A 15,193-nucleotide genomic window follows, 5' to 3' on the forward strand; every position below is an offset into this window, starting at 1 on the left:
CTGTCTTTCTTCGCGTTTTTTTTTTTTTTATACAGACGCATTGCAGGTTGTAAGGCCTGAAAACTTGCAGTGCGTCCCGATCTTTTCGCAAAAATCGCGAAAAGATCGGGACCAAGGCGCGCGCCTACGCAAGATTCTCGCAAAAACCATGCGGGAATCTTGCTTCGGGTGAAAGGGCGCGTGGAAAAACAAAATCAAAAGAAAAATAAAAATCAAAACCCTGGGGGCAATCCCCCAGACCCCTTTTTTCTTTCTAATAATTGAACCCGGAGGGTACCTGGGCAGTTACTGGAAGTTTTTATTTTGACGTTTTTCCCGAGAAGTGTATCGTGTTCCATTTGGTCGGAGGAGGGCCTTGATTCATGGCGGCAATCTCCTTGACAGCTTGCGGTAAAAAAAAGGGACAATTTGGCAATCGGGGCTGGTACACGACAGACCTCTTTCCGGTTGCGGTCCGTCCCTGGACGATGCCGGTCATGGTGCGGGTCGTCCTTCTTCTGGTAATGTTCTTTGCGTCGGGGTTGCCCTCCTCGACCATGGCGGGTGACATTCCCTGGGGCAGTGGTTTTTATCGAGTCCATCCAGATCAGACGATGGGGCGTGTCCGAGGTGAGAATGCCCCTCGATCTGTTTCTCCCCGCGTAACGGCACCTCCGGATTTGGAGAAACAACGATCGCAGTGGTGGGATGGGTTTTCGGGTGAGAATTCAAATCATGCCGATGGACCAGAAAGGGGTTTCCCGACGGTTCCGGGAGTGCGAGGAGCCCAAGCGGAACGACCGTGGGGGGGGGTGCCCCAGGGATGGGAGGTGGATGGTCCATCCGAGGAAACGCCTCCGCCTCTGGACGCGGGCGGGTTTTCGCGTTCTGGGGATGGGCCGGGGCGGAGGAACGGTTTTTCTTACGGTCCATGGCGACCGGATGCGTTCGGAAGCACGCCTGGCGTCCCACCATTGGTTCCGGGTCCCTTTGGTTGGTAGGACCGACAAGGCCGTCCAGGCCGGGGACCTCGACGAGTGACCCTATACCGTGAAATGAACTGTTTCCAGGGGTGAGTGGGGCATGAAGTCATTGGCAAAATTCCTCATGACATCCGCTGGCGCCGCCTTTTTTCGCCATTTCCGGGTCAGGTACGGGAGGTTGGCCGTTTTGGCGTTGTATCTTTGCGGAGGGGGCAGTGCGGCAGCAGCAGAGGCCAAGGAACCGTCTCATCTTCAGGTGAACGAGTTTGCCGCCGACGTCGTGCGGCGCAATGATCGTGAAGGCAAGGGGCTTGTCCGGGGAAAGATGTATGTCGGAACCTCGGGGGTTCGTACCGAGGGAGAACGGATGGGGCAACCCGTCTGGATGATCTTCAAACCGTTGGACAAGAAGGTGTGGACCCTCTTTCCGCAGCGCAAAGTCTATACCGAGGCGGACGAAATGGTCATTGGCCGGCCACCTATGCCCGATGAACCCGAAAGCCCTTGCCGCAAGGACCCCAGGTTTGTCTGCCGTGATTCGGGAATGCACGGAGTGAATGGCCGACAAACCCGATTGTGGGAGATCGCCCTGAAAAATGCCAAGGGCGGCCTCGATCCTTATGCGCGGATGTGGGTCGATGTCTCTTTGAAATTGGCCATCCGTGAAAGCTATGCCGATGGTCTGGAAGTGCTTCTGGAAAATGTTGTCCAGGGTGTACAACCTGCCTCCCTGTTCGAGATTCCGGATGGATTTACGAAAGTTTCCATCGACAAGCCCGTTGGCGGGGCTGGAAAAAGTGATTGAGCGCCCTTTTTTTCTTGATTTGCGTGCGCCAAGCCGATATATTAGAAAATTATAATATTCGAATAATGAAAAATTCAAAATTTATCTCCTGGTTTTCATGGGCTGCGATGCCCATAATGTGTCAGGGTTGGTGTTTTCGGGAATCGACTGGGGGTGGGGGCCTTTTAGCGGAAAATGGGATGATGCGATCGATGATGCGACCGATTTTCCTGGGATGGGTTTCTGTCGTGTTGCTTTTTTGGCCGCATTCTGCCCGCAGTGGCGAAGGGTCGGGCCAGGGGGAACTTCAGGAGATGGGGGAGCGGTTTGGTCGGTTCATGGGGTCCTTCATGAAGGAGATGGGGCAGTCGGCGGGAAGGAAGGATCTGGTGGCGCCGGACGGATTGAATCGCAAGGATGGGCTCCATGGCGCTCCGGGGGTGGCGAATGACCGGGGGGCGGAAGGTTTGGATGATGCGCGTGTCCGAGGTGATGGGACCGGGCGTGTATTCTCCGGGAATGATGTGAACTCGGGGGGACGGGGGCTTCGTCGGGAGGGGTTCATTCCGAGATACGATCCATGGGGGGCGGACCGGTGGGGGGGCGGGTACGGTGTGTGGAATGATTCGCGCGCTCATGCCGAGTGGGATTGGGAGATGGGGCGGAACTATTACGGATCGGGGGCGGTGGCGCCCTGGGAACATGATCGGCGGTGGTTGGGTGGCCCGGATGGGTATGGATGGCCCGATGCGGGATGGGACCTTGGGCGGGAATGGATGTATGGCGAAGGTCGAAGCGGTCCGGAGCGCTTTTCCGATCGTGGCGCCGGTCCATGGCGTGGACCGGATGCGGGGTCGGGAATGGATGCGGGGCGACGGGAATGGTCTCGTCCGTGGCAGCGGGGCTGGTAGGGAGGCTCCCGGAGGGTGGATCGAATCATTGCGGGGAACGGGGCTGCCTTTTGGGAATGAGTGGGTTTGGAGGGGGCTTGTCCTGAAATGGGTTTCGGGCAAGGGATGGAGTTGGCGTGTCGTTGTTTTCCGTTCGCTGGAGATTTGCCAGGTTTTTTGTGGTATCCCTCATTCCCTGGCCAAACTGTTCCATCTGTCTTTTCGCGGGATTTCAGGTGATACACGGCGGCATCGGCGGGTGAGACCCCCAGGAGGTTCTGGCGGGTCATGGGAAAGGTGTTTTTCTTGCTGGGACGAGGAGTCGGGCGATGAAAAAAAAATTGCGGATATTGGTGTTGACGGCCCTGGTTGGCGGCATTGGAACATTGATTCCCGAGCGATCGGAGGCCTGGTGGGGACCAGGGTGGGGTGACGGGCCTGGGTGGAACAACTGGGGCAACAACTGGGGCAACAACTGGAACAATGATGGCCGGGGTCGAGGATCGGGCCGTCTGAACTTCAATATTGAGGGAGATATCGAAGGGCTGACGCGCGATGGCTGGAACAATATGTGGAACAACGGTTGGAACAATGGCTGGGGCAACGGCTGGGGTCCGGGAAATTGGGGCGGCCCGGGAGGATGGGGCGGTCCGGGGGGATGGGGTCCTGGAGGATGGGGCGGTCCGGGGGGAGGGGGCGGTCCCGGCGGCTGGGGTGGACCTGGAGGTTGGGGATGGTAGGTTGACGGATGGAAAGAGCACGGACGATTTTCAATTTTGTTTTTATCAACCATGTGCATAACATAAGGAAACAAATCAATGAAGAAAACAATGACCACGTTGGCGGTGGCGGCCCTTTTGGGGGGCGTTGCCATGATGGGCGCCGATGATGCCCAGGCCTGGTGGGGGAATGGTCCCGGATACAACAATGGCAACTGGGGCAACAATTGGCTGGGAAATGGCAACGGCAATGGCCGCGCTTCCGGCAATTTTGGTTTCAACATGAGCGGCGATGGTGGCGGCTCTTCCAACAATGGTTGGAACAACGGTTGGAACAATGGCTGGAACAACGGCTACGGCGGTGGCCCCTGGGGCGGATATCCGGGATGGGGTGGTCCGGGTGGCTGGGGTGGTGGACCGGGCTGGGGCGGTGGACCGGGCTGGGGTGGTGGTGGACCGGGTTGGGGCGGTGGACCGGGCTGGGGTGGTGGACCGGGTTGGGGTGGCGCACCCCAGGCAGCGGCCCCTCAGGCGACCGAGGAAGCGGCTCCGGCGCAGCAGCAGTGATTGTGAAGGATGTTGGTGCCATGCGGCCCTTTCGGGGGCCGCATTTTTTTATCGATCCTTGATTACAAAAACCTGTTTTCCCCAACGATCATGTCCGCCGACCCCTTCCATTCGATGTCGGCGCAAAAGACCCAGGTCGTTCCCGACAATTCCAGGGCGATGGAAAGGGTGATGCACATGCCGGCGTCGGGTTGCGAAAAATAGGGTCCGATCACCTGAATCGCTCCGGGCCGGCCCACCGCCCGGCGATAATAGGTGCGACGCGACCAATCGGCGCCATCGCCACCGGCAATATGGGCAAAATGGGGAGAATCTCCCATGGAAATATTTTTCCCCACCTGCTGACCCCGATGGTTCAGAATGAAACACCGTTTCACCCCCGCCACCGTGGCGAACGCCTCTCCCTTGAGGCGCAGATCCTCGACCGAATCGACCCGCTCCACCCAGGTTTCCAGGGTATCCAGATACATGCGGATTTCCTTGAATTGCCTCCGGGTATCCCCGAACAGGCGGCGGCGAAACATTCCCGTCAATTTTTTCAGGGTATCGCTCTTGACCCCACCCACCATGGCCAGATCGGTCATCGGATTGCCAAACAAAAAACCCTGCACGAAATCGGCTTCCGAATCCAGAGCGATCATCGCTTCGTCATGGGTTTCGATTCCCTCGATCAACACCATGGCCCCCGCTTGATGCAACAGGGAAACCAGTCCTGGCACAATCCGCCGGGCATGGGGATTGTGGACCGCATTGGCAATGATCGACCGGTCCAACTTGACAATATCGGGACGAAACCGCCAGATCCGATCAAAGTTGGCATGGCCGCTGCCGAAATCATCGATGGCCACAAGACATCCCAGGTCATGGTAATGATCAAGCAGTTCCCCCATCAACCCTTCGTCGGGGATCGACTTTTCCAGGATTTCCAGGACCACCCGTCGCGGATGCAGCGAAAAATGAGACAACAAATCCGCCGTGAACGGGGCCATCTCCCGATTGAACGTCCAAAACAGATTGGGATTAAGGTTGAGAAACAACCATCCTTCATCCAACCCAAGCGTCACAAAATTATGAATATGCACCGCCCGGCACAGCCGATCCAGATGAACCCGTTGTTCCGGATTTGCCGCACGCCCGAACAAGACTCCAGGCGATACCGCCGCCCCCTGGGAATCCACCGGACGAATCAATCCCTCATAACCCACCGGACGTTTGTGCGACAGGCAATAGATCGGCTGGAACGCCCCATGAAGCGACAATCCCGCAAAATGCCCCACCCCCCAGCGCCCATTCCGAACCATGGAATCGGCCACCAGGCGTCCTACCCGTCCCGTTCCCCGTTCCTCCTCCACGATCGATTCCCTTCGCAGCGCCAACATGTCCACCTCCGTTTCAAGGTATGCCTGCCCCTTGAACAATGTGTTTCCTCGCGCAACGCATCGCCATCCTCATGAACATCCACGCCTCAAGCCGAACAGCGACCTCCACCCCTTGAGATCCCTGCTGATCTTGTAACGATCAACAAAATTTGGGCCAAACAGAATCTTCTTTGATTAATTGATTGACAATACAATCAATTCCTTGCATTTAACCCGCAACGCCAATGGCGTTGGAACACTGGGTCACTGCCCAAGCCTTTACCACAAACGCCTCTTTTTCAGGCATATTGTTCCATGATGCTCCTTGGATCGCGCCATCTCCAGTGGATGGGCCGGTCAGAACGGAACGAAGGGGCGATAAGGAAAAAAACTGTTTGGAGACAAGAGCGATCATGAGGCGGACATGAAAGAACGAATGAATGCAGCGGATTCTTTTTTTCCCCGGATGATCCCGTAGTGACCTTCACACAGAACATCACAGTTCAAATCGAGCATTCGTTGCAACGAGGCGCGGTAATCCTGGCGATTGGACTTCAGGATGGAATGCAATGGACCATGGACATCCTGGGCGAACATGACGGTCGATCCATCCGATTCCATGGTATAGACCAGGGAACCCGGGGAATGACCGGGAACATGATGTGCGATGATCCGGAACGGTTCCAACTCCAGTTGCCATGGTTCCGGACCGATCATTTCGTCGATGGGACAGGGAGTGAGGGGACGATCATACCAGTTGGCCGCGGTGGTGAACCGGTCTCCCGTCTCAAGGTAGGGGGCATCGAGATGATGTATGACGGTCCGGCACCCCAAGCGCTTTCTCAGGGCAAACGCTCCGCCGCTGTGGTCGAAATGGCAGTGGGTCAGCAGGAGGTGGGTAATGCGTTTGGGGGTGGTACCGGTCGCGGCAATATTGGCCAGAAGACGTTCGATGCCAAGACCGGTCCCCGCGTCCACCAACACCGCCGCCTCATGGCCCACAACCAGATAGCTGGCGGCATCCTCGGCGGTGGTCAGGTTCGCCCCGCCAACCTGAAACACCGCACGGGTGATGCGCAGTGGATTGCCTTTGTCCATGCGATCCTCGACGATGGAAGGTGTACTCAAACGATCGAAAAGAAACATTCGACGCTGAACGGGCCGAAGGTCGAGTCGAAATCATTGCGCACGTTGAACAGTTGATCGCTGCTGTAGGTGCATTGATTGCCGACGAAAACCATCGGCGGAATCAGGGAAATGTTTTCGTATTCTTCCGACAGCCCGCTCTGAACCCCCCCCGAGATCATGTTGGCCAACTCGCCAAAGCCATCGACGATCGTGGGCATGTTGATCTTTTCCGGTTCCAGTTCCAGCAACCGCGAGACCAGCAGTCGGGCAAACGACAATTCCGCAACGACGATGATGCTGCCATAAAGGGCACCGTTGAACCCACAGATACCCGATATATTGACACTCTCCATGTCTGGAGGGGCGTCACTGCGCGTTACCGAAAAGGCCTCGGTTTCCAGATAGACCTGGAAAATCGATCGTACCGCCTCCTGCATGAACACCCGGATCGATTCCCGCATGGCGGGAAGGTAGAGGCTGTTCAAGGAGAGGCTTTCGTTGAACTTGATTTCATCGATCAGACTCTGGGGTTCGCTCGCATGATCGAGGATTATTTTTTTCAACATTTTGAAGTTGTTCGGATCCGATTCCTTCAATTTATAGATGATGGAATTGGCATCGCATCGAACGACCTCGCCGATGAATTCGGCAATGTAGGGATCCTCATTGGTGCCAAACTTCATTTTAAGAAGGCCGTCGTGACAGAATCCCATATCGTGGATTTTGGAAATCCTGATGTTGACCCCGGCCATGGAAATATCCTGGATCATTCCACGATAGACCGTGCCATTGTCGCAATGGATCGAGACTTCGATGGGTGGCGTCACTCGTGAATGCCTTCTTTTTTCGGTCATGGCTGTGTCAAACTTTCGCTGGGAGAAAAACGATATTTCCTGATATTTCGGGCATCGGCGTCCGATCCGAGTTCATTCCCAAAGTAAACCACGTTGCACACGGTCGGGCTTTTTCCCCCCTGCAATGGACGGTCCTGCCCGAAACGATGGTTTCGAAGCGGACCGAGGTGAATAATGATTCACTAACGAAAGGATTAAATCAAGTGAATTCCGCAATGCTCCGCGCCAGTCATTCGACGCAACCGTTAGACGCCTCCCCGTATTAAAATTATTGAAAGGAAAAAGGGGTCTGGGGGATTGCCCCCAGGGTTTTGACTTTGTTTTTGACCTTGTTTTTCCACGCGCCATTTCACCCGACGCGAGAAACCGCTTCGGGTGAATCCGCCAAGCCACCTACCCGGTAAAATACCAAAACCCTGGGGAAGTTCCCATCTCTTCCTTGAGACGGTAGACCGGTTTGTGTTCAAGAACGTAGCGAATTTCCGAGACTGGATCGAGCAGGTTGCCGAATATTCTGGCTCCGGTGGGACAGGCTTCCTGGCAGGCGGGCAGCAACCCTTTTCGGGTGCGTTGCAGGCAGAAGGTGCATTTTTCCATGACTCCCGCGGGCCGGGGGCGGTTCGCGAGATATTCGGTGACCGGTTGGCAGTCCTCCCTGGGAATGACGGGCGCTCCCCAATTGAAATGCCGGGCGCCATAGGGACAGGCGATGGCGCAGTAGCGGCAGCCGATGCACCAGTCGTAATCGATGACGACGATCCCGTCGGGTTCCTTCCAGGTTGCCTGGACCGGGCAGGCGGTAACGCACGGGGGATGGTCGCACTGTTGGCAGGAAACGGGAAGATAGTGCCGTCCCGCCTCGGGAACGGTGGCGGGATTGAAGTAGGGATCGGCCTGGGAAAGATCCTGTTGCCCCCAGGGGAGGGAGAGGACCCGTATGTTTTCCAGGCTGCCGCCGCGACCGCAATTGTTTTCGCGAACGCAGGCTGCGACACAGCGTCTGGTCCCCTTGCATGCGGCAAGATTCAGGGCCTGGGCGAAGCGCACCTCGGGAAGGGGTTGGGTGGCGGCGCATTCGATGGCGATACCGTGAATCCGCTCGGCATCGCGTTGAATCCGTTGCAGGGCTTCTTGCACTTCCCGAGGCGACATTCTCAAGAAATGTTTCTGCAACAGCCGATCGATGCTGTCGCTGAATCCCGAATCGTTCCGTTCTCCACCGACGGCGCTGCCGGCGGCAGCGGTTACCGTCAACGCCACTCCCTTCAGGAACCGTCGGCGTTTGGGGGAACGTGGATCGTCATCCGAGAGAATCATGGTGCGACTTCCGGTGGTTTTTGTGGTACAATTCGGGATTGCCCTGACCGCGTCGTCCCTGGAGGGACCGGCGGGGCCGATGGAGGAATCGGTTTCCAGGCCGGTCGATGGGGATCGTGACAGGAAGAACAGGGAAGAATGCTGGCCGGTCCCTGCCAGGAGCCCACCCGTTTGCCATGGGCGCCATGACGCCAATCGCGTACCGTGGCGCCATGACATTCGACACACAACAGATGGGCCTCCCCGAAAGACAGAATGCGATCCCCATATCCGGTCAATTGTCGTGGCGTTTTGGGATCATGACAGCGATCACACCAGGGACCGGGCATCGGCCAGTGGGACAAATGAAGAGAATCATGGGGTTTCTTGAGTTCCCGCGGTTGAACGTCGGGTTGACGCCAGGCGTGACAGGCGACACATTTGTCGATCCCTTCTTTGCCCGCCACCGTGAACGAGGAGGACGATCCGGTCGCTTCCCGGACGCCGAGGGTCAACACGATGGAAAGTCCCAACCCGATCCCAGCCATCACCGTCAACCGCATCCCCATACCCCATACCCGCCATGATTGAACCCCGACCCATCATTGTCATGTTTCCCATGGAGAATCAATCCATGTCGATCCAGGTGGAGCGACACCGCGGTCCAAACCCGGATTCCATGCGGGAACGGTCGTCGAACATGGGCATCGAAGCCCGTCTCGGGCTGGAACTGCCTGGATTTACTCTTGATGTCGATCGGATCTGAATATGGGCATCGAAGCCCGCTTCAGGCTGGAACTGCCTGGATTTACCCTCGATGTCGATCTGACCGTGCCGGGAACGGGCATCACCGCCATTTTCGGACATTCGGGCTCGGGCAAGACCACCCTGTTGCGCGCCATTGCCGGATTGGAACGGGTCGAAGGAGGAAGGCTTCTTGTCCATGGCGACCCCTGGCAGGAAGGATCGTTCTTTCTTCCCACCCACCGCCGCCCCCTGGGATATGTTTTTCAGGATTCTCCCCTGTTTTCCCATCTGTCGGTCGCGGAAAACTTGCGCTACGGCCTGCGCCGAATCCGGCAATCAAAGTGGACCGCGCACGGCATCGCAACACCATCGCATCTTGCCTTCGATCCGGTCGTGGACCTCCTGGGATTGAGGCACCTGTTGCAACGCCATGCATCGGGTCTGTCCGGGGGAGAAAGACAACGGATCGCCATCGCTCGCGCCCTCCTGACCCAACCCCGACTTCTCCTCATGGACGAGCCCCTTGCCGCGCTGGACCTGGCCCGGCGCGAAGAGATCATGCCCTTTCTGGAACGACTCCACGGCGAACTCGATATTCCTGTCCTTTATGTCAGCCACGCCCCCGACGAGGTCGCCCGCCTTGCGGATCATCTGGTGGTCCTCGATCGGGGACGGTCGCTCGCATCGGGACCCATCGCGACAATCCTTTCCCGTCTCGATCTTCCCATCCGTCTTGGAGAGGATGTCGGCGTCGTCATCGAGGCAAGCGTGGCGCAGTTAGACCGGGAATGGTCGCTGTGTCGGGTCGCATTTCCCGGGGGAAGCCTTTGGGTCCGGGACCGGGGCCTAGCCATGGGGCAGTGGGTGCGGGTCCGCGTTCTTGCCCGCGATGTCAGCATTGCCATGGAAGAAATCACCGGGACCAGCATCGTCAATTCCCTTCCTGCCACCGTCGTCGAACTGGGGGTGGAATCGCATCCGGCCCTCTGTCTGACACGGCTCGATGTGGCGGGCACTCCGTTCCTGGCACGCCTTACCCGACGTTCCGCGGCACAACTGTCCCTGGCCCAGGGAAAACAGGTCTGGATCCAGATCAAGGCGGTCGCTTTGATGTAATCGATTTCCTCTTCTTTCGTTCAGCCTTTTCGGAGGCACTGCAAACAGGTCCCTGTCCTTGACTTCACCGTTTCCCTCGCCGGGGAAATCATGGCATAATCCAAACGGGTGTTCATCCCGCCGGGAATTCATGAAAATCCTTTAACCTCGGTCAACCATGAAAAGGATCCTGAATGAGCATCACCATCACCCTTTCCCGGCCAACCGACATCACGACCCGTGCCATCAAGAATGCCGGCGCGGGACACCCCCTGATCCTTCCCCTGCTGGAATGGTTGGCCTACATGGCCCCCACCGGTTTTCCCAAACAGGTGTTTTTCCAGTTTTCCGCTCTTCTTCCCGTGAAGTTGGCCGAGGCGGGACGGGAAACCTGGATCCGGCTCTTCGATGAACTGGAGCGTCACCGGCTGGTGATTCATTCCCGCCAGGATCTGTATCTGTTCGGCCCCGTGCTTTCGTCGCTACGCCGGGGGATTCGCGCCCGCCGTGCCTCCAGTATCGTGCGGCAGGCGGGACGTCTTCTGCTGGCAACCTTTCCCGAATCGGGGAAACCCGCCATCACCCGCGATGAATTGAACCGATTGTCCTGGCATGCCCGGGCATTGGCGGAACACGCCATGAATGTCGGCGATCGAGAAACCGCCGGCCAATTGATGCACTGGCTTGATCGTTCGGGACGTCTTCTCATTGGTCCCTGGCCCGATCGTGCCATCAACTGTCATCAAAGCGCCCTGCTCCTTTCCCAGCGGCTTCTAGGCTCGGACAATCCTCTGACCATCATCCGTTTGAACAACCTGGGCGAGACCTGGCGCCGTCTCAAGGAACCACTCCAGGCGGAACGCTGCCTGATGCGCGCCCTGTATCTTCTGGAACGTTCGCGGCAACGCAATCCGCGCCTCGAGGCCAACATTCTCGGCAATATCGGCCTGTTGCGGATCGATCAACAACGTCTGGAGGAGGCCCACGCCACCTTCGGCATGGCCTGGTCGCTCGCCCGAACCACCCGTGGTCTGGATGATCCCCTGGTCTTTCTCAGTGTCAACAATCTTGCCCGGATCATGATTCGCCGCAACGACCTTGACGAAGTGATCGACCTGTTGCAAAAGGCCCTGGAACAACATGATCGGGTCAATCCCGACACCCCGCACCTTAATGTCGCCATCATTCTGAACAATCTGGCCCGCGTACAGAAAAAACTGGGCCATGCCGCCGAGGCCGAAAATACCTTGAAACTGGCCCGGGATACGGCCCGGCACTTTCTGCCCAAGGACCATCCCCTGTTCACCGAGGATCCGTGATTTGCGGGCGAACGCATCAAAATAAAAACCTTGGGGCGTTGCCCCAAACCCCACTGGGAAGGGGAAACCCCTTCCCAGACCCATCCTTGATATTACCAGCCGATCATCTCCAGGTTGTCGAACTCGATGAGGGTGCCATCTTCCAAGGTAATGGTTCCCGAGGCGTTTCCTCCATCGAAGCGGATTTCGCGGTTCAACTCGTCGATTGTGTAGTCGGACGGGGATTCCAGGGTCCAATTGCCCTCGGGGTTGCCGGCATGCGCCGGTCCACCCGTCACATCCTCCAGATGAAGGGCATCGACCCAACCCGCTTCCGCCCCGCCATCGATCCGATCCGACCCGCCACCGTGCCCGATGATGAACAGGTCATTGCCATCGCCCCCTTCCATCCGGTCATCACCAGCGCCACCGCCGATGAGGTCATCCCCTTCCAGTCCGATGAGGACATCATCACCCGCCCCGGAGGTCAACACATCATGTTCCGCGCTCCCGGTAACGATGGCATCGACCGGATCCGGAGGGAGGGCTTCGCTTGCGGTCTCCACGGCGGGCAGCGCAAAAACCAGCGCCCCGCCGTGATGGATCCGCGCAAAATCACCGTCCATCATCCCTCGATCGAGCTGTCCATCGATTTCCGCCTCGTGGACGACGCCATTGATTTCGATGGAATCGACCAGGACATGGGAACGGGCATGGACCGGTTCGACACGAATTTCATGTGGCTCGGTCGATGACAGATTCAGGTTGTCGATGGTGATCGTTTCCCAGCGGTCATGATCCCGCCAATGGGCCATGTCGGCGGTGAATCGTCCCACGGTTTCCCCATCCACCACCAGATTGAAGGCGCCATCGTTGCCAAATCCGCCGCGGGCCACATGGAGGGTCAGGACATCCTCGCCCGTTCCGACCACCGTCTCCTCCGCCCCACCACGCGCTCCGTCACGACCGAAGGGAAAACCACGCCATGGCACTTCGTGCAACCGATCCCACACCCCATGCCGGTCGTGATCCGAACCACCATGCGACCGATCCCAACCCCAGGGCCGATCCCGATCATTGCCACCATGCGACCGATCCCAACCCCAACCCCTTCCATGATGGGAACCTTCTCCCCGATCCCGTTCCTCCCACGCAACCGTCAATGACCCTTCGGTCACGCGGGTGCTGTCGCCGTCCTGGCTGGTGACCTGAAGACCAAGGACAAATCCCGGTTCGGCGTTGGCCGGGGGGACGATCCCCAGTTCGGGAACCGTCCACGAAACCGGATCGCCAGCGGCATTGAATGCGACCGCCACCAGATGCTCCGGTCCAATGATCCAGGTATCGCCATCTGCGCCGCGTTCTCCCAGATTCAACGTGGCCCCTTCCGGTACCCCCGTCACCACGATGGATCCCGCCAACGATTCCGAACCATCGGTGTCCTGAAGATTGATTTGAAATGCCAAGGGGACCAGTCGTGTTTCGTCATGATCGTCATGATGTGAACCGCCATGTCGTGAATCATCGTCACGGTGTCCCCAATGACGCGAATCGTCGTGCCGCGAACCGCCAAACCGCCCTTCTCCATGACGCGAATCGTCGCCACGATGGCCGCCGTGACGCGAGTCGTCATCACGCGCCCCACCATGACGTGAATCATCGTGCCGCGAACCGCCAAGCCACCTTTCTCCATGACGCGAATCGTCGTCACCACGGTGGCCTCCGTGACGTGAATCGTCGTCATGGGCGGGTCCGCGGCGCGGCCACCAGCCGTCAAAGGGACGTCCCGGGGAAAAATCGCCATGATCGCGACCGGAATCGGAAGCATCTTCCACCGGTATCGCCTCCGGAATGCTGAAGGTCACCGCATCCGCCTCGGGGTGAATCGCCACATCCAATTGCCCATCGGTCACGCGGGCCTGGTCCCCCTCCATGGTCACCAGACGGATGCCGATCGAGAAATCGGCGTCGTTGTTCACCGGGGGAGTGATCGTCAGGCCGGGGACCTCCCAGGCCACCGGCGTTCCCGCGGCGTTATGGGCTGTGACCGCCAGGGATTCCTCGGGAATGACCCAGGTATGTCCCGGACCCGCCATTCCGACACTCAATGTCGCCCCTTCGGGAATACCGGTCAGGATGACATTGCCCGACAGCCGTTCCGATCCATCCTGATCCTGAAGGGCAAAGGAAAGATCCAGGGGAATGGCGGTATCCTCGATGCCCTCGACCGTGGCGGCAACAATCTCCGCCGCATCCGCAACCGAAGTGACCGCGACATCCAATCCGCTTTCCACCGTGGTCCGGTCCGTTCCATCGCCAACCGTCACGCGAATCCCGAGACGAAAATCCTCCCCCCCATTCTCGGGTGGGGTCACCGTCAAACCGGGAACATTCCACGATACCGCCGTCCCCTGGGCATTGGTTTCAAGAGGAACCAGATAGGCGCCGGGAATGACCCAGGTGTGATCGGGACCGGCGCTGCCCACGTTCAGGATGGCCCCTTCGGGGACACCCGTGATGACGAGGTCCCCTTGAATCGATTCGGAACCGTCGCGATCGTTCAAGGAGATGGTCACATCCAGGAGGATGGCTGAATCTTCCATTCCCGACGCGGGGGTCAGCGTCAATACCGGCGGATCGGCATCGGGCGCCACGGAGACGGCGATCGTCCCCAGAGTCATGGCGGAATCCGCGCCATCCTGAGAGACCGCCCGGACCGTCAGGGTAAAATCCTGCGCCGAATCGACCGGTGGCGTGATCGAAAGACCTTCGAGGTCGGCCAGGGTCAGGGACCAACGGCCATCACCCCGGTCGATTCCCGCCGAAAGGACCGCCCCCTCGGGAACGTTCTCAAGAAGAACCAAAGACAGGGTTTCGGAACCATCGAGGTCCGACACGCCCGCCTGGATCGATAACGGAATGGCTCCGTCCTCCAGCCCCAGGGCGTCCTGAAGTTCCAAAACAGGAGGATCGGCATCCGCCGCCACCATGACGTTCATGATTCCCGATACCGAACGTTCCGATCCGTCCGCCGACTCGGTCGCCGTTGCCGTGACGCTCAATTGGAAATCGGCATCGGAATCGGCAGGGGGGGTCACCGTCAGCCCCACCAGGTCTTCCGCCGTCAAAAGCCAGGTTCCATTGCCGATATTGAGCCCCGACGAAAGATAAGCCGCTCCGGGGACGCCATCGATCCGTATCAGCAGGGATTCGGAACCGTCCAGATCATTCAATGCTGCCGCGACGGACAATGGAATGGCCTGATCTTCCACCCCGGAGGCATCGGAAACTTCAAGAGAAGGAGTCTCCGCCCCCGAATCGTCTCCGGCGCCGAAGGTTGGATCGAAAATCGAAGGCACGCCGCCGTCACCGTCTTCCCCTTCCACCACCGGAGGTTCTTCCGTCGGGTCCTCTTCCCCGTCTCCGGCGCCGAAGGTTGGATCGAAAATCGAAGGCACGCCGCCGTCACCGTCTTCCCCTTCCACCACCGGAGGT

The 15,193-nt window shown here is 58.5% G+C and carries 13 protein-coding genes; 7 read left to right on the forward strand and 6 right to left on the reverse strand.

The features are described from left to right. Window positions 1–813 precede the first annotated feature (813 nt). The 5 genes from HQL76_17160 (at window position 814) to HQL76_17180 (ending at window position 3,922) form a co-directional block, all read left to right on the forward strand. Window positions 814–1,020 carry a hypothetical protein gene (locus tag HQL76_17160; protein ID MBF0110898.1) on the forward strand — a complete coding sequence of 69 codons (207 nt, stop codon included), beginning with the start codon at window positions 814–816 and terminating at the stop codon, window positions 1,018–1,020. A 129-nt stretch (window positions 1,021–1,149) separates the two neighbouring features. Then, window positions 1,150–1,767 (forward strand): hypothetical protein, encoded by a 618-nt coding sequence (locus HQL76_17165; protein ID MBF0110899.1) that lies wholly within the window; start codon window positions 1,150–1,152, stop codon window positions 1,765–1,767. A 179-nt stretch (window positions 1,768–1,946) separates the two neighbouring features. After that, entirely contained in the window at window positions 1,947–2,657 is a 711-nt protein-coding gene (locus tag HQL76_17170; protein ID MBF0110900.1) for a hypothetical protein, read from the forward strand. Between the two features lie 308 nt (window positions 2,658–2,965). Beyond that, window positions 2,966–3,376: a hypothetical protein gene (locus HQL76_17175; GenBank protein ID MBF0110901.1), complete on the forward strand. Its 411-nt coding sequence runs from the start codon at window positions 2,966–2,968 to the stop codon at window positions 3,374–3,376. A 78-nt stretch (window positions 3,377–3,454) separates the two neighbouring features. After that, window positions 3,455–3,922 carry a hypothetical protein gene (locus tag HQL76_17180; GenBank protein MBF0110902.1) on the forward strand — a complete coding sequence of 156 codons (468 nt, stop codon included), beginning with the start codon at window positions 3,455–3,457 and terminating at the stop codon, window positions 3,920–3,922. 62 nt (window positions 3,923–3,984) lie between these two features. Here the strand turns inward: HQL76_17180 and HQL76_17185 are convergent, their stop codons facing one another. The 5 genes from HQL76_17185 to HQL76_17205 all read right to left on the reverse strand — a co-directional run bounded on the left by HQL76_17185 (window position 3,985) and on the right by HQL76_17205 (window position 9,121). Beyond that, window positions 3,985–5,301 carry an EAL domain-containing protein gene (locus tag HQL76_17185; GenBank protein MBF0110903.1) on the reverse strand — a complete coding sequence of 439 codons (1,317 nt, stop codon included), beginning with the start codon at window positions 5,299–5,301 and terminating at the stop codon, window positions 3,985–3,987. A gap of 390 nt (window positions 5,302–5,691) precedes the next feature. Continuing rightward, window positions 5,692–6,378, reverse strand: a complete 687-nt coding sequence (locus tag HQL76_17190; protein ID MBF0110904.1) for an MBL fold metallo-hydrolase — start codon at window positions 6,376–6,378, stop codon at window positions 5,692–5,694. 26 nt (window positions 6,379–6,404) lie between these two features. Then, window positions 6,405–7,262: a chemotaxis protein CheX gene (locus HQL76_17195; GenBank protein MBF0110905.1), complete on the reverse strand. Its 858-nt coding sequence runs from the start codon at window positions 7,260–7,262 to the stop codon at window positions 6,405–6,407. A 393-nt stretch (window positions 7,263–7,655) separates the two neighbouring features. Then, on the reverse strand, window positions 7,656–8,579 hold the full coding sequence (locus tag HQL76_17200) for a 4Fe-4S dicluster domain-containing protein (GenBank protein MBF0110906.1): 924 nt from the start codon (window positions 8,577–8,579) through the stop codon (window positions 7,656–7,658). Further along, window positions 8,576–9,121, reverse strand: a complete 546-nt coding sequence (locus tag HQL76_17205) for a hypothetical protein (protein ID MBF0110907.1) — start codon at window positions 9,119–9,121, stop codon at window positions 8,576–8,578. Before HQL76_17205 ends, HQL76_17200 begins: the two co-directional genes overlap by 4 nt. Window positions 9,122–9,326: 205 nt before the next feature. Here HQL76_17205 and modC point away from each other — a divergent pair, with 205 nt between their 5' ends. Together modC and HQL76_17215 are read left to right on the forward strand one after the other, a co-directional pair. After that, complete coding sequence (modC, locus tag HQL76_17210; protein ID MBF0110908.1) at window positions 9,327–10,421, forward strand: molybdenum ABC transporter ATP-binding protein; 1,095 nt, start codon at window positions 9,327–9,329, stop codon at window positions 10,419–10,421. A 173-nt stretch (window positions 10,422–10,594) separates the two neighbouring features. After that, entirely contained in the window at window positions 10,595–11,719 is a 1,125-nt protein-coding gene (locus HQL76_17215) for a tetratricopeptide repeat protein (GenBank protein MBF0110909.1), read from the forward strand. A gap of 92 nt (window positions 11,720–11,811) precedes the next feature. On the opposite strand, the gene HQL76_17220 is transcribed toward HQL76_17215, so the two are convergent. Continuing rightward, complete coding sequence (locus HQL76_17220) at window positions 11,812–15,156, reverse strand: hypothetical protein (protein MBF0110910.1); 3,345 nt, start codon at window positions 15,154–15,156, stop codon at window positions 11,812–11,814. Between the last annotated feature and the right edge of the window lie 37 nt (window positions 15,157–15,193).

It is taken from the genome of Magnetococcales bacterium, assembly GCA_015228815.1.
Taxonomy (GTDB): Bacteria; Pseudomonadota; Magnetococcia; order Magnetococcales; family UBA8363; genus UBA8363.

Coding starts and splice junctions, on each gene's coding strand:
- HQL76_17160 (MBF0110898.1), top strand. CDS start 814: ATGGTCCATCCGAGGAAACGCCTCCGCCTCTGGACGCGGGCGGGTTTT.
- HQL76_17170 (MBF0110900.1), top strand. CDS start 1,947: ATGATGCGATCGATGATGCGACCGATTTTCCTGGGATGGGTTTCTGTC.
- HQL76_17175 (MBF0110901.1), top strand. CDS start 2,966: ATGAAAAAAAAATTGCGGATATTGGTGTTGACGGCCCTGGTTGGCGGC.
- HQL76_17180 (MBF0110902.1), top strand. CDS start 3,455: ATGAAGAAAACAATGACCACGTTGGCGGTGGCGGCCCTTTTGGGGGGC.
- HQL76_17185 (MBF0110903.1), bottom strand. CDS start 5,301: ATGTTGGCGCTGCGAAGGGAATCGATCGTGGAGGAGGAACGGGGAACG.
- HQL76_17190 (MBF0110904.1), bottom strand. CDS start 6,378: ATGGACAAAGGCAATCCACTGCGCATCACCCGTGCGGTGTTTCAGGTT.
- HQL76_17195 (MBF0110905.1), bottom strand. CDS start 7,262: ATGACCGAAAAAAGAAGGCATTCACGAGTGACGCCACCCATCGAAGTC.
- HQL76_17200 (MBF0110906.1), bottom strand. CDS start 8,579: ATGATTCTCTCGGATGACGATCCACGTTCCCCCAAACGCCGACGGTTC.
- HQL76_17205 (MBF0110907.1), bottom strand. CDS start 9,121: ATGCGGTTGACGGTGATGGCTGGGATCGGGTTGGGACTTTCCATCGTG.
- modC (MBF0110908.1), top strand. CDS start 9,327: ATGGGCATCGAAGCCCGCTTCAGGCTGGAACTGCCTGGATTTACCCTC.
- HQL76_17215 (MBF0110909.1), top strand. CDS start 10,595: ATGAGCATCACCATCACCCTTTCCCGGCCAACCGACATCACGACCCGT.